Consider the following 17,544-nt stretch of genomic DNA (forward strand, 5'->3'; position numbering starts at 1 on the left):
GAATGAGCTAGCTGCATAGTCGTGGAGCTATAGATATAAAGCAGGGGAGTCACAAAACGTGAATGGGTTCGACGCCTGAATAGGACATCATAGAAAGAGAGAAGAAGAGTCAAAGACAAAAGAGCTCTACATCATAGAGAAGTAGAGCTCTTTTATTAGGGGTTCTTAAATATGTTCTGAGTATTGATTAAGTTACGAGGTCGCGTTGGTGTCAAACCCACCTTGAGATTGCGCCTGTCTTAGAGCTTCCTGCCTTTGAACTTCTTTCTCAGTTAATGCTGGTTGAAGCGTTTCCTCAGAGGCTTGAGGAGATAAAATGAAATATTTATTAATCGTCATAACTGTGTCTCCGTGTAACGTATGACAGATTCTGCATCAAGGATAAATTGTGATCATCATCCACTTTGTACTTTTTTTAGGCTGAGAGCGGAGGGCGTAGAATGCGTACAAAGCGATCTCTTATCATCCGTATGCAATGTTGAACTGACGAAACCCTCTTATTTCAAGTATAGGAAGCTCGTCTAATTTCGCACAATAATGATGTAGAGCAATTACATACATGGTCAGGGGCGTAAGATGAAAAACCTCGCTACTGACTCTATGTTCGTCTTAATTTAACGATGTATCGCTTATCGACATAATAATTAAGTCAGTAAATCAATTACTTAATCCATGGTGAGATGAATTATGGAAAAGCTTGTAGAACGTTTTCTGAATTACGTTACTTTTGATACTAAATCCGATCCTTCTAATCAGCAGTGCCCAAGTTCACCGGGTCAAATAACATTTGCTGAAGCCTTAAAATCAGAATTGATCGCATTAGAGTTAACTGATGTCTCTTTAGATGAAAATGGCTATTTGATGGCGAAACTGCCGTCGAATGTCGATTACGATGTGCCTGCCATTGGCTTTGTCGCACATATGGATACCGCTCCTGATGCTTCCGGCGCTAACGTGAAACCACAGGTGATTAAAGATTATCAAGGTGGAACGATAGAATTAGGTGCAAGCGGTGAATGCCTGAATCCAAGCCAATACCCAGATCTTGATACCTTGCATGGCCATGACCTTATTACGACTGACGGTACGACTCTGCTTGGTGCCGACAACAAAGCGGGCATCGCTGAAATAATCAGTGCAATTGCTTACCTCAAAGCGAATCCAGAGATCAAACACGGCGATATTTGTATTGGTTTCACACCAGATGAAGAGATCGGCCGTGGTGCGAACCTGTTTGATGTTGAGAAGTTCGGTGCTGAGTGGGCGTATACCATTGATGGTGGCCCGGTAGGGGAGTTGGAATTTGAGAACTTTAATGCCACGAGCGCCGATGTTGTCTGTCATGGCGTAAATGTTCACCCAGGTACCGCAAAAGGTAAAATGGTCAACTCGATGAACATCGCGGCGCAATTCCAATTGATGATGCCAACGCAAGAAACACCAGAGTGCACAGAAGGTTATGAAGGTTTCTACCACCTGAAATCAGCTGAAATGGGTGTGGCGCGTTCTGAACTGGGTTACATCATCCGTGATTTTGAACGTGAGGGTGTAGAAGCGCGTAAGGCATTCATGCAACAGAAAGTGGATGAGCTGAATGAGCGTCTTGAGAAAGGCCGTGTTGAGCTGGTGCTAACCGATAGCTACTTCAATATGAAAGAGATGGTTGAACCGCATCAACATATTATTGAATTAGCGAAGCAAGCGATGATTGAGTGCGATGTTGAGCCCATGATCAAGCCGATCCGAGGCGGTACAGACGGCGCTCGCTTATCTTTCATGGGGCTACCATGTCCGAATATCTTCACTGGCGGCTATAACTTCCACGGTATTCATGAGTTCATTACCATTCAAGGCATGGAGCAAGCGGTAAAAGTGATTATCGAATTGTCTCAGCGTACGGCGACTCATTACCAAAAATAGGATATCAAAGCGTTATATCTCTTTGTATTTTTAAGAGTATTCAATAATACTCTCTTTAAGCATAAGGGAGTACGCGATGAAAAAGTTAGTTTTACTTTGCACCCACTTAGCCGTGGGTGCTTTTGGTTTTGGGCTTGGTGTCTATGCATTACCTATCTTGATTGAGCCTGATTCTCCTTCCTCAAGTTCTGTTGAAGCGATCAGTCAGCAGGCGATCTACACAGGCGAGTTCACTAAAGACCGACAAGACAGTGACTTTTTGCATTGGGGAGAAGGCATCGTTTCTGTGTCTGAAAGTGCGATAGCTTTTGAAGGTGAACTAGCACCGGGGCCTGATTACAAAGTTTACCTATCACCTAAATTTATTGAAACCGAGCAGGCATTCAATGACAGCAAGAGCGAACTACTTCGAGTCGGAGATGTGAAAACATTTGACCGGTTTATGGTTGAGCTTCCCGAGGGTACTGATCTCAATCGATTTAATACGGTTGTGATTTGGTGTGAAACTTTTGGCCAATTTATTACTTCTGCCAAAATAAAATGATAGCCTTACCTAAGCTGAATTAATCATGAAAAGGGGCGCTCTATTTTTGAGCGCTTTTTTATAATACGTTTTTTTGGGTTGAGTCAGTCGCTGTAAAGCTCATCGTTATAAAGCTTAATTGTTGTAATACAAAGGAATACGTAATGGAAAAGTTGTGGCAAGTGATTGATTTCTTACTCGCTAATAAGTTTATTTTTAGTGTGCTGATCATCTGCATTATTTTAATAATCCGACGAATCACTCTGTCTCGAATCCGTGGTGATGTCGCTTTTCTCAGTGAAGATCAACGTAACTGGATGTCACGTACCAAGAACGGTACGTTTGCCATTATTATGGTCACTTTATTTGTGCTGTGGAAATCTGAAATCAGCGAGTTTGCACTGTCGGTTACGGCCATTGCTGTTGCTATAGTCGTTGCGTCGAAAGAGATCATCTTATGTTTTACGGGGTCGATTCAACGCGCAAGCTCTCGTTCATTTCGAATTGGTGACTGGATTGAAGTAGGCAAAATCAGCGGCGAGGTTATTGAGCACAACTTGATGGCGACTGTGATTCAAGAAATCGATTTGTATCACGGGCAATACCACTTTACTGGCAAGACCGCTACGCTGCCCAATAGCATGTTCTTCACCTACCCGGTCAAGAACCTTAATTTCATGAAGCGCTACGTTTATCATAACTTTTTTGTGACGGTAAAAGATTTTGTAAACCTATACCCAATGGTGCCGGGCCTTATCGTTAAAATTGAAGAGCATTGTGAAGAATTTATCGATGTTGCCCGCCGTTATAACGGTGTGATCGAAAAACACGCTGGCGTTGACCTTCCAGGATCTGAGCCTCATATCCATATCACGAGCAGTTCGACGGGTGAGCAAGAAGTGCACTTTATGATCTTCTGTCCGACCGAAAAAGCGATTCATCTTGAGCAAGATATTCGTAAAGACTTTATGGAAGCGTACGCAGAGGCCTTTCCAACTAGCGTTTGACCCCAATTAACGCTTAATCCTAACTAACGCTTTATGTTGTTTACGTATTTCATGTTCGAAACGTAAGGCTCTGAAAGTAAAAGAAAGCCGAGAGCGATAAGATCGACTCTCGGCTTTTCTATATCTGAAATTCAGCTTCGATATCAGTCTAGGTCAGCGAGTGGTAGCCAGTCTACTTCCACACCAGCTTGCTCAAACATATCTTGGCTTATCTTGATCTTATCTCCCCAACGAGAAAGGAAGTCTTCACTTTGCTCTGGGCAATGTACCGCTGAAATCCCAGTTTGGATGATTTTTGCTGCACAGTTCGGACAAGGGAAGTGAGTCACCCAAACTTCACAACTGTCTAAATCACGTTTAGCAAACAAGATTGCATTTTCTTCAGCGTGAAGCGTCTTGAGGTACTTCATTTCTCTGTCATCAGTATCCGCACTATCAGACACGCCATGTGGGTAGCCATTAAAACCAACGGAAACAATACGGTTGTGCTTAGTGATTACGGCGCCGACTTGAGTTGAAGGATCTTTACTCCAAGAACCGACCAATTCCGCCATTTGATAGAAACGTTTAGCCCATTTTGAAATCATGAGAATTCCTTAACAATTAAATGTGAATGCTTATCTGTCTGACCATACATTATGTTAGACAATATCCATAGAGAACAAAAGCTGAGAGGTTGATTTACTTAGGAATTGTAACGCGTTTGTAAATACTTTATAAGCACTTGGTTTCAATTAACATATTGATACACTTTGGCTAGTTATAATTGATATTCCTCGGACAATGGTGGCGAGTGTGTTACGTAAATTTTATGCTGTTCAATTTCTCATAAGTGACGGTATAACCATGCGTAAAAAGTTGATCCTTACGGCTCTTGCAAGCTCTCTTATTCTTGCTGGGTGTGGGCAAGATGCTCAAAATGCCAAGCAAGCGCCTCTACCTCTCGTAGCTGTACAGGATGTTAGCGTTGTTTCTCACCAGCAAAGTAAGTCGTACATCGGTCGTATTGAAGCCGTTGAAGACACGGCTATCACAGCGCAAGTTTCGGGCTATCTGCAAAGCCGTCATTTCAATGAAGGTCAAATGGTCGAAAAGGGTCAATTGCTATACTTAATTGAGCCATCCTCATTTGAAGCTGAAGTAGCAAGCGCAAAAGCGTCGGTTGCTCAAGCGAATGCCAACCTTAAAAAAGCCGAACTTGATTTTAATCGTGGTAAGAATCTTCTCCCTAAGGGCAGCATTTCTCAATCGGAATTTGATGCATTGACGGCAAACTTACTCGGTTCTCAAGCACAGCTTGAAGCAAGCCAAGCTCAGCTAAATGCAGCCAACGTTCAGCTTTCTCATACCAAAATTATTGCCCCTTTTTCTGGAAGAATCAGCGACACCAAAGTGAGCACGGGTGATCTGGTTTCGCCGTCTTCAGGTGTATTAACTACGTTGGTTAGCCTAGACCCAATCCATGCGTCGTTCAGCATCAGTGAACGTGAGCGTATTGAGTTAGGGATGGATCGCATTGAAGGCGACGGCAGCAGTGACTCTGCAGGGGTTGAAGTTCAGATCATACTTGAGAATGGTGAAGCGTTTGAACATCTAGGTCAGCTTGATTTCTTGGGCAACCGTATCAACCTTAATACTGGTACAATCGCGATGCGCGCCATTGCTGATAACCCGAATCAGCAACTACTTCCAGGCCAACACGTTCGCGTTGATCTACGTGAAAAACAATCGATTGATGTTGTGACTATCCCGCGACGTGCAGTTCAAACCGACCTAGAAGGTGACTTTGTAATGGTACTGGTTGAAGGCGAAGCTGCACCAGTCGCTGAGCGTAGAAATATTGAGATGGGGCGACAAGTTGAAGGTGGCGTGATTGTTCAATCTGGATTAGAGAAAGACGACGCGGTGATCACTCAAGGCCTACAGCGTGTACGTAATGGTATGTCCGTTCGTATTCAACCTACTGCTGAACAAGCTGAGTAAGGGGACTATTTATGTTAAGTCGTTTCTTTATTCAAAGGCCTAAGTTTGCCCTTGTCATATCCATAATATTAACGCTGGCGGGTGCGATCTCTCTCGCTATCTTGCCAGTGGCTGAATATCCAAAAATTAGCCCACCGTCGGTCAGTGTGTCGGCATTCTATACGGGCGCAAGTGCTGAAGTGGTGGAGCAGGCAATAGCCGACCCCATAGAAACGTCGGTTAACGGCGTAGAAGATATGATCTACATGTCTTCTAAAAGTGCTAATGATGGTTCATACAACCTTAATGTGACCTTTGATGTCGGTACTGATGCTGATATGGCTCAGGTCAACGTTCAAAACCGTGTTGCTCAGATCGAGTCTAAGCTCCCACAAGAAGTAAGAATGGTGGGTGTAACGGTCAAGAAGCGTTCTCCTGACTTGCTGATGGTATTGAACTTCTACTCGCCGAACGGAGAGTACAACGACCAATTCCTGATCAACTACGTAAACTTGAACATTAAAGACCAACTAGCTCGTGTAAAGGGCATTAGTGAAGTTAACGTATTGGGTGGCGGTGAATACGCGATGCGTGTTTGGTTAGATCCTGAAAAAATGGCTAACCTCAATATCACTACCCCTGACGTGAATCGCGCATTGGCGGAACAGAACGTGCAAGTCGCTGCTGGCCGTATTGGTGCAGCGCCTTATAATGACGCGCAAGAAGTTCAATTCAACTTGGTAACAAAAGGCCGATTAGAAACGGCTGATGAGTTTGAGAATGTAGTACTTCGTGCAAATCAAGATGGTTCAACGGTTTACTTAAAAGACGTTGCACGCGTTGAGCTAGGTAAAAAGTTCTACGATGGTAATGGTAAATACCGTGGTCAAGATGCTTCGATCGTAACGCTGTCACTTCAGTCAGACGCTAACGCACTGGAAAGTGGTAAAGCGGTAATGGCGATGCTAGACAATCTAAGCAAAAACTTCCCTGAAGGCGTTGCTTATGAGGCGAGTTATGACACCACACTCTTCGTTGCAGAGTCGATCAAAGGCGTAGTCAAAACACTTATCGAAGCAATTTTGCTGGTTATCGCGGTGACGTACCTGTTCTTGGGTAGTGCGCGTGCGACCTTGATTCCGGTGGTTGCGATTCCGGTATCTTTGATTGGTACTTTTGCGATCATGCAGATGACAGGCTTTACCATCAACACGGTAACCCTGTTTGGTTTGATATTGGCGATTGGTATCGTAGTAGATGATGCGATCTTGGTTATCGAGAACGTAGATACCACGATGGCCAAAGACCCTACGATCTCACCGCGTAAAGCAACACTGATCGCGATGAAAGAAGTGACGGGTCCAATTGTGACATCTACATTGGTACTACTCGCCGTGTTTATCCCTGTAGCGATGCTTCCGGGTATTACAGGCATCATGTATCGTCAGTTTGCTCTGACTATTTGTATCGCTGTTGTTATCTCTTCTATTAATGCTCTAACGCTGTCACCAGCATTGTGTTCACTGGTTCTCAAGCAGGGTGGTGGCAACACAGCTCGTTGGTACCAAGCGTTCAACCGTGGCTTAGAGTCTGTTACTAACAAATACGGCCAAATCGCCGGCTTCCTTGTGAAAAAAGGTGTTCTGCTGTTCACCTTCTTTGTTGTGGCGCTAGCAGCGGTTACTTACTTCGCGAAAACGACGTCAACCGCGTTTGTACCTCAAGAAGATAAAGGTATTTTGCTGGTTAACGTGCAGCTTCCTGACGCGGCATCACTGTCTCGTACTGAAGATGTGACAGAGCAATTACTAGAGATGGTAGAGCAGGAACCGGGTGTTGATGGAGTGACATTGGTTAATGGTTACGCGTTCATGACAGGCGCTTCTGCTTCGAATGGCGCGTCGCTATTTATCAAACTGCATGATTGGGATATGCGTAACGCACTGGATGGTCAACATTCCGCACAAGCTATCTCACAACGTATTAATGGTCGAGCGGCCACTGAACTGCCTCAAGCTATTGTGTTTGCAATGGGACCTCCAGCAGTTCCGGGTATGGGTGCGGCTTCTGGTTTCGAATTTGTTCTAGAAGATACATTAGGTCGTAGCCGTACTGATCTGGCGATGGTAATGAATGACGTGATTGCTGAGGCGAACAAACAGCCTGAGATTTCACATACGTTCAGTACTTTCCGTGCCAACGTTCCTCACTACTATGTCGATATCGACCGTGAGAAAGCACAACAGTTAGGTATTCCGTTGTCGGAAATATTCCAAACGCTGCAAGGTAATCTTGGTTCACTGTACGTGAACGATTTCACCATGTTTGGTAAGAACTTCCGCGTGACCATGCAAGCTGATAGTGAACACCGTAGCAGCATGGATGATCTCCAACGATTCCACGTGCGCTCGTCTAATGGCGAGATGATCCCGCTCAGTACATTGGTGACTTACGACCAGATATTCGAACCAGATGTCGCATGGCGTTACAACATGTACCGCAGTGCCGTGATTCAAGGCCAGCCAGCGCCGGGTTACTCAAGTGGTGATGCGATTGCTGCAATGGAACGTGTAGCCGCTGAAGTCTTACCTCAGGGTTATCAGTACGAATGGACAGGCATGGCCTACCAAGAAGTATTGGCTGGCAACCAAGCGATCTTTGCTTTTGCACTGGCTCTGATCTTCATCTACCTGTTTATGGTGGCTCAATACGAGAGTTGGACAATACCGATAGCGATTATCTTAGTGGTACCGGTTGCAACCTTAGGCTCCTTCTTAGCGTTGAATCTAACAGGCACACCGTTGAACCTCTATGCGCAAATTGGTTTGGTTCTCTTGATAGCCTTGGCCGCGAAGAACGCAATCTTGATTGTAGAGTTCGCAAAAGTGGAGCGTGAAGAGAAAGACGCATCAATTGAAGATGCGGCAGTGAAGGGCGGTACGCTGCGTTTCCGTGCTGTGAACATGACCTCTTGGTCGTTCATCTTAGGTATCTTCCCGCTTATCTTCGCAGCGGGCGCAGGTCACGTGAGCCAGAACTCGTTGGGTATTTCACTGATCGGCGGTCTGCTATGTGTGTTGTTAGCGGGTACGTTCCTAATCCCAGGCTTCTATGCATTCGTGCAACGTAAGCGTGAGAAGGCACACGGTGGCTCGACTAAGTTGATTCCACTTGATGACGAATAGGAGACTTAACTCCGTTAAGATTAACGCCTTGCAAGGCTAATCCCTTACAGGATTAAATCCTTATAAAAACTGAGGCTTAGCATTGCGCTAAGCCTTTTTTATTCCGCTTGTGAATAAAAACGCCATTTATATAATCAAATGTTCGTTTTGTGATGGAGCTAACACTCTAATTTAGGTTTTGTAATAAAATGATGTTTTATTATTAAGTGTCTGTTTAATATAGAAATAACAGTGTTCAGCTAACGAGTGTATGCTCGAAAACATTTGCACAATAGTGTGAAGTGTTTCAAAATTACCTAGTTATATTGAAATTTTTTGTGCATTGAGGTTCTTATGAAAGTCATTGATTTATTTAAACACCGAGGCGATAGCGTGTCTTCGCAACACTCAGAGTTTATGCAATGGATGTCTCCAGCTCTTAGAGATTACTGGGGTGACTTTCTGAATCGTACGCAAAATAGCCATTTCTTTGCTTGGGTTCGTGATCACCACAAACCTGCTGTAAATGAAGATGCACCAGAGATGCCAATAGAACAGCCGCTCGTATTAACGCGAGAAGCACAGCTTGTGTTTGATGAGCTTAATCAGCAGATCGGTGAAGTTATTCATACTGGCGACTGGATCAATGTTAGTCAAGACCGTATCAACCAGTTCGGCCTTGTTACTGAAGATATGCAATGGATCCATACTGAACCTTCTAAGGCTGAAACAGATTCTCCGTTCAAAACAACCATCGCACATGGTTTTTTGACTTTGTCTCTGCTTCCTAGACTGACTGACAGTGTTGATCCTGATAAGTCTCAATTCCCAACAGCGAAGATGGTTGTAAACATTGGTCTTAACCAAGTTCGTTTCCCATATCCTGTAAAATCGGGCAGTAACGTTCGTGCTAAAAGTACGCTAACAAAAGTAACGCCAATTAAGAAAGGCCTAGAGATTGAACGCGAAATTCGCGTAGAAATCGAAGGTATTCGTCGTCCTGGCGCTGTGATCGTTTCAGTGATCCAACTTCACTTCTAGAGCTTTTTTATAAGTGGAACTGCTTTTAAGCGAAGATTATAGATTCAAAAAAAGAGAGAGCTTAAGGCTCTCTCTTTTTGTTTGTGCCATATCAAATCGACATCTCTAGCGTTGGTAACAACATCACGAAAAGCATTTTGCTGACTTAATGTGTATGTCGCTATTTAGTACGTGTGTAACTACTTAATGCGTGTTTTGCTAATTAATACGCGGTTAGTTAGTTTAGACGCAGTAAGCTACTTAATACGCGTGTAGCCGTACTCTTCGATAAGATCTTGCCCTTGCTTTGACTTCACGAACTTGATGAAATCTTTGCTCTCGTCAGAAACTGATTCAGTTTTGTGTAGCAACAAGAATGGGCGAGCCAATTCATAGCTGTGGTTAGCAATGTTCTTAGATGTTGGCTCTACGCCTTCAAATGTAATTGCCTTCATCGAACGGTCGATCGAACCAACAGAGATAAATCCAATCGCGTGTGGGTTATGGTTAACAATCGTTTTAACCATGCTGTTGCTGTTTACAACCAAGTTATTTGGGTTGATGTCAGAAACCAGACGGTCATTAATGATTTTCGTCAAACCAAGCAAGCTTTCGAAGCTGTAGCGTGAACCAGAAGACGCTTCGCGAGTTACAACTGCGATAGGCTGATCCGCACCACCCACAGCTTTCCAGTTCGTAATTTTGCCTTTGTAGATATCGAATAGCTGCTCACGTGTAACGTTGCGTACAGCGTTTGAGCGGTTAGTTACGACAGCTAGGCCGTCAAAGGCAATTGGAAATACCTTCAACTTCTCGTCCTGTTCGCGGTCGGTTAAATAACGCGAGCTCATACCAATATCAGCGACACCTTTATTAACCATGGTAATACCCGCTGTAGAACCGATGCCCTGAACCGCAATGTAGTTATCAGGGTGAGTCTTGTTGTACTCCTCTGCTAAAACATCCATCACTCGTGATACAGAAGTGGAGCCCGAAATATTGGTTTCTTGTGCTAAAGCAGCTTGAGAAGACAGGGCTAAGGATAAAAGAGAGGCAAGCGCGACTCGTAACATAAACAACTCCTAGTTAATAACATTTGTTGGCTATGATAGGTCGGTTATATGACACTTTTGTGAAATTCTATACGGATACGTTATAGCAGTTAATCTGGTGAGTGAAAGGCAGTGTGGCTGCCAAAATGGCACTGGTTAATAAAATTTAGACGGCTTTACCCTTTTAGAATGTGTTTACTGAAGAAGGATTCGTTTCTGGGAGCAGGGCGGGTATTTTGTTTGCACTTGTTCGCTAAAATGATCGTTGAGTCCTAAGCTAAGTAGAGGAATTCACTACTTAGAAGTTTCTATGAAGTTACAAGGGGTGTTATGTCCGTTATTCATATAGAACTGAATCGTCTTTTAATTGGAGCTGAGAGGCTCTGTACTTCACGAAATCGTAGTTTACCTGTAGAGCTAGGCAAATCCCTTTATGAAGAGTGTGAGGGTGGTGTGCTGTTTTCTCAGGCGCATTATCTACTCGACTCATCTCATAGTGATTATACCAACGAGATCGCCTGCGTTACCTTTGATGAGTCGTTATCTTGCTGGGTGGTGATGGTGCCACTTGAAGATAATGCGGAAACCGACTCTGTAAATTGGGGACCTTACCCTTACCTTCCTCAATCCAAGGTTCTTGATGCTATTTTGGCTGAAATAGAAAAAGACCCTAAATCCTACTTCTGGTCGTGACCATTTTACTTAGGTGTTCGCTGGTGGTTTGATACCAAAAACGAACGACCTTCGTAAACTCCCACCAACACATTTCAGATTTATACTTTTATCTGAATGTGCATGTGCATGTGCACTCGTACTTTCTAAGACTGTTCAACCAATAAGACAGTACAGCCAATAAGATTGTGCAACTAATAAGACTGTGCAACCAAAGAGCGGAAGTCTTTTGGAGTCTTGCCATGATAGGTTTTAAAGGCTGTACTGAAGTGTGCCGCGCTTTTAAATCCAGATTCATAAGCGATTTGAGTAATAGATTTATTCGATGTTCTGAGCTGTGTCGCTGCGTGGGCGATTCGCTTTATCTTTAATAGATTTGAAAAGGAAAGGTCTTCAGCCGATAAACGGCGTTTAAGTGTGGCTGGTGACATCCCCATATAGCTGGCTAGGGTATCGAGTGAGATATTATTCTCAATGTTCTGTTCAATGTAATGAATGACCTTTTGCGTCACGGTTAACCTTGACGCTCGGGCAATAATAACTAACAGAGCAGGGTGCTGCTCGACCATTAGAGAGAGCAAACCTAAACCTAATTGAGTGAGTGCGTAGTCATTCTGAGTCGATGAATGAACGAGCGACATGATGAGCTCTTTCAATTGGCATATTTCGGTATCAGTTTTATTAAACTTAATGTATTTATCTGGGACTCGTGTGGGTTCTAAGTCACTGAACTGATTAATGAATTTCTGAAAAATAGCCAAATCAAAATCTACACAGGTTGCACTGAATTCGCCATTCTCAGTGTCAACGGTGATGTCTTTAATCTGACCAGAATTGTAAAGAGTAAAATCTCCGGCTTGCAATGAGGCTTCAGTCCCATCAGGTAGCACGAAAGAAATACTGCCTTTAGAAACGATGAAAATACCGTTTTTAGAGGCGGGGTAACGTTCCCGTTTCCTGGGAATGAAGTTTCTGAATTGAGTAACTGTGATTGATGACATAGTGCGCTTCTTTGACGTTGTAAACTGATTGCTTATTGATTATTTTTTTAAGTATTGTTTAAGCATGAGACATTTACAAAAAAGGCGCTAATTATTAGCGCCTTTAGAAGTGAACCTTTGAAGCTTTTGACCTTGAAAGCTCTAACCTTGAAAGCCTTAACCTTGCAAGCTTTGACCTTGAAAGCCGTAACCTTTAAAGCTCTTAAGCTTCGGTTTCGTTTGTCGTTTCAGGCTCGCTAGGCAAGTCCGCAAATACTTGAGTAGGTTTTGCTACTAAGTTACGGTTTTCCTGATTAACTTCGAAGAGAACTACTTCTAAAACGTCTCCCAGTTTGTATACCATTTCTTTATCGATAGATACAGTACCCATATCACCGTTGCACTCTATTCTCTCTTTATTATCAATAATGAGAGAACCAGGGATAAATGCAGCTGCACCATTCTCAAGCAGACGCACACGCATACCAGCACGGTTAATGTCGAAGATCTCTGCTTGGAAGCGAGTCTCTTCTACAGGAGCGTTTGCTAGAGTACGAGCGTACAACCAATCGCCAACATTGCGCTCAGCCATACCGTGGTGACGGCGGTGCAGGGCAAGTTCATCACCAATAGTTTCGTCTGGTGTTTGAATTGGCGCTTTACCTAGGATGTGAGCCTTAAGCATACGGTGGTTAATCATGTCGCCGTATTTACGAATTGGAGAAGTCCACGTCGCGTAAATGTCTAAACCCATCGCGTAGTGTGGCGCAGGTTCATTGCTGATCTCGCTGTACGCTTGGAATTTACGAATACGGTTGTCGTAGTAGCTGTTGTCTAGAGAGCCTAACCAACGACGCAGAGTAGCAAAACCTTCCAGAGAAACGATCTGCTCTTCTGTAAATGGTGTTTCGGCTTCTGGATTAACCAGTTCTAGAACGTCTGCTACTTTCTCTGCTTTAAATCCAGAGTGACAGTTAAAGACACCTTGGTTAAAGCTTTCTTTTAATACTCGACCTGCACAGATGTTCGCGCTGATCATAGATTCTTCAACCAACTTGTTTGCAGTGCGACGCATGTCTGCGTGGATAGCGACAACATCGTTATCTTCGCTAAGTTCAAAGCGGTAGTCAGGGCGGTCGGGGAATACAACAGCGTTTGTTGAGCGCCATGCTGAACGTGCTTGTGCAAATTGGTGAAGGTCAGAAACAATCGCAGCGATCTCTTCTGATGGTTGCCATTTGTCTGATGCACCGGTTTCTAGCCAGTCAGATACGTGGTCGTAAGCAAGACGAGCATGAGATTTGATGTTCGCAGCGAAGAAGTTAATGTCATCGCCGATAACACCCTCTTTAGATACTGTTACTGTGCAGCAAAGTGCCGGGCGAACTTCGTTCTCTATTAGTGAACATAAGTTGTCAGCTAGATCACGAGGTAACATAGGAATGTTACGGCCAGGTAGGTAAATAGTGAAACCGCGCTCACGAGCCACTTTATCCATCGCATCATCTGGAGAGATGTAAGCGGTAGGATCAGCAATCGCAATAGTTAGCTCAAAATCACCGTTCTCTTTCTTCTTAGCGTAAAGCGCATCGTCCATATCTTTTGTGCTTTCGCCATCGATAGTCACAAAAGGGACGTGAGTCATGTCGATACGTTCAAGATCAGCGTCGTCTTTGATCTGCCAGTCGTCGATGCCTTCAGGTTCGCTGTTTGGTAGGTCGTTTTGTGCAAGCGTTACCCACCAAGGTGCGATCTTGTCGTCAGCATCTGTGATTTTTTCAGAGATTTGAGCCAAGAATCCGTTGTCACCTTTTAACGGGTGTTGAATGATATGAGCAACAACCCAGTCGCCTTCTTTTAGCGTTTCAGGGTTTAGCCCCTTTTTTGCTTTCGCTTTAAGTTGCAGCTTTTTCAGTTGTGGGTGATCTGGAACAACGTTCAAACGACCTTTAAACAACTTCACTCGTGCAATAAAACGAGTAAGGCCTTGTTCAATCAATTCCTCAGGCTCTGCTACTTCGCGATCTTTCTCGGTGCGAATGATGGCAATTACCTTGTCACCGTGTACACATTTCTTCATGTATGGAGGTGGAATGAAGAAGCTGGTCTTGTTATCGACTTCGAGAAAACCAAACCCTTTTTCAGTGGCTTTGATTGTACCTTCCTTTTTAGGGAGGGTTTCTTGGATTTGCTGTTTGAGTTGAGCGAGTAGAGGATTATCTTGAAACATTTTGACTTTTATCTATCGAGGACAATTGAGCACACTATAATCATTGCGAGGCTTGATTACTACTTAAAGGCGAAGTGAGCGTTAATTAATTGCCCTCTTATTTAACTAGGTCAATTTGCTAGGAGATGGGTGCTGTGACGAGATATTCATCAAGTTTTGACGATATGATAACCAGTATTGATGTAAAAGCGAAAAATATGTGATGTATTTCAATTTTTTCTGGATTTTTTTATGCATTTAGGGAATAATCCGCCTCCCTTAGACGTCCCTAATGGCTTGAAGTGTTTTATTACTGCTTCGTAACTCTGAATGGAATCAGTATCTGATTGGATCAGTATTGGAATTGATAGAGCTCCCGGGACCTTTTGTTTACTTATATATAGTGGGATCCCAATGTCCGAATCTGTAATTCAATTTAATGAATTAGCCCTTAACGATAACATTCTTTCAGCTCTTGATAGCATGGGTTTCGTTTCTCCGACTCCAATCCAAGCAGCAGCTATTCCTCTTCTTCTTGAAGGCCGTGACGCACTAGGTAAAGCACAGACTGGTACTGGTAAAACAGCAGCATTCTCTCTGCCTTTGCTTAACAAAATCAACCTGAACCAACACAAACCACAAGCAATCATCATGGCTCCTACTCGTGAGCTAGCGATTCAAGTTGCTGCGGAAATCAAAAACTTAGGTCGTGACATCAACGGTCTTAAAGTTCTTGAAATCTACGGTGGTGCTTCAATTGTTGACCAAATGCGTGCTCTAAGCCGCGGTGCTCACATTGTTGTTGGTACTCCAGGTCGTGTTAAAGACTTACTAACTCGTGACCGTCTACACCTAGATGAAGCACATACATTTGTTCTTGATGAAGCAGATGAAATGCTAAAAATGGGTTTCGTAGATGACGTTACTTGGATTCTTGAGCAAGCTCCAGAAACTGCACAACGCGTACTTTTCTCTGCAACTATGCCTCCAATGGTTAAGACTATTGTTGACCGTTACCTACGTAACCCTGCACGAGTTGACGTTGCTGGTACTAACCACACAGTTGACAAAGTAGCGCAGAATTACTGGGTTGTTAAAGGCGTAGAAAAAGACGAAGCAATGTCTCGTCTTCTAGAAACTGAAGAAACTGACGCGTCAATCGTATTCGTACGTACTCGTCAAGACACTGAGCGTCTAGCTGATTGGCTATCTGCACGTGGCTTCAAAGCTGCTGCATTGCACGGTGATATTCCTCAGTCTCTACGTGAGCGCACTGTTGATCACATCAAACAAGGTGTTATCGATATCCTAGTTGCAACTGACGTTGTAGCACGTGGTCTTGATGTTCCACGTATCACTCACGTATTTAACTACGACATCCCATTCGATGTTGAATCTTACATCCACCGTATTGGCCGTACTGGCCGTGCTGGACGTAAAGGTAAAGCGATCCTACTAGTTCGTACTAACCAAATCCGTATGCTTCGCACAATCGAGCGTGTAACTAAGTCTCAAATGGAAGAAATCCAACTTCCACAACGTGACGAAGTTGCTGCTGCACGTGTTGCTAAGCTTGGTGCTGAGCTTGAAACTGAGAAAGAGAGCAAAGCTCTAGAAAACTTCGCAGGTTTAATCTCTACACTACAAGAGTCTCTAGAAGTTGATGCTGCTACTCTAGCTGCAATGCTTCTTAAGCGTCAGCAAGGTAAGAGCCCACTATTCTACGTTGGCGAAGACCCAATGATCGCTGCTATTGAGCGTGATAAGAACCGTCGCAAAGAGCGTCGTGAAGATCGTGACAATGGCCGTGACGGTGGTGGTCGTAACTTCAATACTCAAGATTGGGATACGTACCAACTACAAGTTGGCCGTGAGCAAGGCGTTCAGGTTAAAGACATCGTTGGCGCACTAGCAAACGAACTAGGCCTAACTAAAGGTTCTATCGGTGCTATCAAGCTAGACCAAGGTTCTACTTACGTTCAACTGCCAAAAGCAATGAACTCTGAAACTGCTGGTAAGCTAAGCAAACTTCGCATTCGTCAAAAAGAAGCTGGCGCTGTAGTTGTTGATTTCAACGACTTCCGTGAGCCTCGTCGTGGCGGCGGCGGTCGTGATGGCAACCGTGGCGGTCGTGATGGCGGTCGTGGCGGTCGTGATGGCGGCGGCTACCGTGGTAACCGTGAAGGCGGTAATCGCGAAGGTGGTAACCGTGAAGGTGGCAATGGCGGTCGTGGTGGCTACCGTGGCAACCGTGACGGCGCACGTGATGGTAACTCTGCAGGTGGTCGTGATGGCGAACGTCGTTTTGACCGTAACCGTGGTGGTGATCACCGTGGTAACCACCGTGGCGAACGTGGCCATGGCAACGCAGCAGCTGGCAATGGCGGCAACCGCGGTCGTCGTCCAGAGCGCAGCGAAGGTTAATCAACCTTTAGTTTAAGTTGAAATTTACAAGCCAAGTGCTTATAGACGAATAGCTTAAACAGTGAAATTAGAAGCCGAGTATTATGCTCGGCTTTTTTGTGCCTGCTATTTTATTCTTTACGCCTGTAGCACGTCCTAAGCCCTGATTAAGATAGTGCCTCGCATCATAAGGCTGCCACAGTGACATGTGCGTAAAGCGCCGTTTAGCGTGTCTAGTCTAGAGGTATGGGAGTCGAGCGATGTCTAGCAAAAGAAATGCACAGCTATAATGAAAAATGAAAATGGATTTTGAAGTAAGATCTATTCAACCTTTCGATCCAAATAAGTGATCTCTTTATAGTGCTGAGGCGAAGTTAAACGCCTTAAAGTCTATTAGCGGGTATTGGCAACCAACAGCTCTATATTTAAGTGTCGTGCTGTATTTTTTAAGTCGCAGCGTAGAACGCTAGCTGGTTTATTGGCTGTATGGGCTTAATTCTTGAATTGGACTCTTGGATAAGATTTCAATCCAAGATGACTTTGCTCTTAATGTGGTTTGTATGAACCTATCAGTTTCATAACTGCATTTACTTCATCTAATTCAACTATTTTTTAATTTTCCTTCTCGAAAG

13 protein-coding genes are annotated in these 17,544 nt (G+C 44.0%); 8 read left to right on the forward strand and 5 right to left on the reverse strand.

The window, feature by feature from the left end; translation table 11 throughout:
* Positions 1-192: 192 nt before the first annotated feature.
* Positions 193-339 (reverse strand): hypothetical protein, encoded by a 147-nt coding sequence (locus tag AC3CHU_RS21315; protein ID WP_004731758.1) that lies wholly within the window; start codon positions 337-339, stop codon positions 193-195.
* A 348-nt stretch (positions 340-687) separates the two neighbouring features.
* Between AC3CHU_RS21315 and pepT the strand changes: the two genes are divergently transcribed.
* The 3 genes from pepT to AC3CHU_RS21330 all read left to right on the forward strand — a co-directional run bounded on the left by pepT (position 688) and on the right by AC3CHU_RS21330 (position 3,450).
* Entirely contained in the window at positions 688-1,920 is a 1,233-nt protein-coding gene (gene pepT / locus AC3CHU_RS21320) for a peptidase T (protein ID WP_488525614.1), read from the forward strand.
* A 76-nt stretch (positions 1,921-1,996) separates the two neighbouring features.
* The gene (locus AC3CHU_RS21325) at positions 1,997-2,464 is read left to right on the forward strand and encodes a DM13 domain-containing protein (protein WP_017088448.1); all 468 of its coding nucleotides are present in this window, start codon (positions 1,997-1,999) and stop codon (positions 2,462-2,464) included.
* Between the two features lie 143 nt (positions 2,465-2,607).
* Positions 2,608-3,450 (forward strand): mechanosensitive ion channel family protein, encoded by an 843-nt coding sequence (locus AC3CHU_RS21330; RefSeq protein ID WP_004731751.1) that lies wholly within the window; start codon positions 2,608-2,610, stop codon positions 3,448-3,450.
* A 143-nt stretch (positions 3,451-3,593) separates the two neighbouring features.
* Here AC3CHU_RS21330 and AC3CHU_RS21335 read toward each other — a convergent pair whose 3' ends face one another.
* Positions 3,594-4,037 (reverse strand): dCMP deaminase family protein, encoded by a 444-nt coding sequence (locus AC3CHU_RS21335; RefSeq protein WP_004731749.1) that lies wholly within the window; start codon positions 4,035-4,037, stop codon positions 3,594-3,596.
* 259 nt (positions 4,038-4,296) lie between these two features.
* On the opposite strand from AC3CHU_RS21335, the gene AC3CHU_RS21340 reads away from it, so the two are divergent.
* From AC3CHU_RS21340 to AC3CHU_RS21350, 3 genes are all read left to right on the forward strand, one after another.
* Positions 4,297-5,433, forward strand: coding sequence for an efflux RND transporter periplasmic adaptor subunit (locus AC3CHU_RS21340; protein WP_488525615.1), 1,137 nt, complete (start codon positions 4,297-4,299; stop codon positions 5,431-5,433).
* A gap of 11 nt (positions 5,434-5,444) precedes the next feature.
* The gene (locus tag AC3CHU_RS21345) at positions 5,445-8,597 is read left to right on the forward strand and encodes an efflux RND transporter permease subunit (RefSeq protein ID WP_488525616.1); all 3,153 of its coding nucleotides are present in this window, start codon (positions 5,445-5,447) and stop codon (positions 8,595-8,597) included.
* 333 nt (positions 8,598-8,930) lie between these two features.
* Positions 8,931-9,617, forward strand: a complete 687-nt coding sequence (locus AC3CHU_RS21350; RefSeq protein ID WP_004731744.1) for a MaoC family dehydratase — start codon at positions 8,931-8,933, stop codon at positions 9,615-9,617.
* 236 nt (positions 9,618-9,853) lie between these two features.
* Here AC3CHU_RS21350 and AC3CHU_RS21355 read toward each other — a convergent pair whose 3' ends face one another.
* The gene (locus AC3CHU_RS21355; RefSeq protein ID WP_488525617.1) at positions 9,854-10,669 is read right to left on the reverse strand and encodes a phosphate ABC transporter substrate-binding protein; all 816 of its coding nucleotides are present in this window, start codon (positions 10,667-10,669) and stop codon (positions 9,854-9,856) included.
* 309 nt (positions 10,670-10,978) lie between these two features.
* Here AC3CHU_RS21355 and AC3CHU_RS21360 point away from each other — a divergent pair, with 309 nt between their 5' ends.
* Complete coding sequence (locus AC3CHU_RS21360) at positions 10,979-11,341, forward strand: DUF3024 domain-containing protein (RefSeq protein ID WP_488525618.1); 363 nt, start codon at positions 10,979-10,981, stop codon at positions 11,339-11,341.
* 173 nt (positions 11,342-11,514) lie between these two features.
* Here the strand turns inward: AC3CHU_RS21360 and AC3CHU_RS21365 are convergent, their stop codons facing one another.
* Both AC3CHU_RS21365 and rnb read right to left on the reverse strand, forming a co-directional pair.
* On the reverse strand, positions 11,515-12,321 hold the full coding sequence (locus tag AC3CHU_RS21365) for a helix-turn-helix domain-containing protein (RefSeq protein WP_017095053.1): 807 nt from the start codon (positions 12,319-12,321) through the stop codon (positions 11,515-11,517).
* Positions 12,322-12,523: 202 nt separating this feature from the next.
* Positions 12,524-14,530 (reverse strand): exoribonuclease II, encoded by a 2,007-nt coding sequence (rnb, locus tag AC3CHU_RS21370; RefSeq protein WP_017088444.1) that lies wholly within the window; start codon positions 14,528-14,530, stop codon positions 12,524-12,526.
* 393 nt (positions 14,531-14,923) lie between these two features.
* On the opposite strand from rnb, the gene AC3CHU_RS21375 reads away from it, so the two are divergent.
* The gene (locus AC3CHU_RS21375; RefSeq protein WP_054541796.1) at positions 14,924-16,933 is read left to right on the forward strand and encodes a DEAD/DEAH box helicase; all 2,010 of its coding nucleotides are present in this window, start codon (positions 14,924-14,926) and stop codon (positions 16,931-16,933) included.
* The last annotated feature ends 611 nt before the right edge of the window (positions 16,934-17,544 follow it).

Source organism: Vibrio sp. QJM3NY_39 (assembly GCF_057785895.1).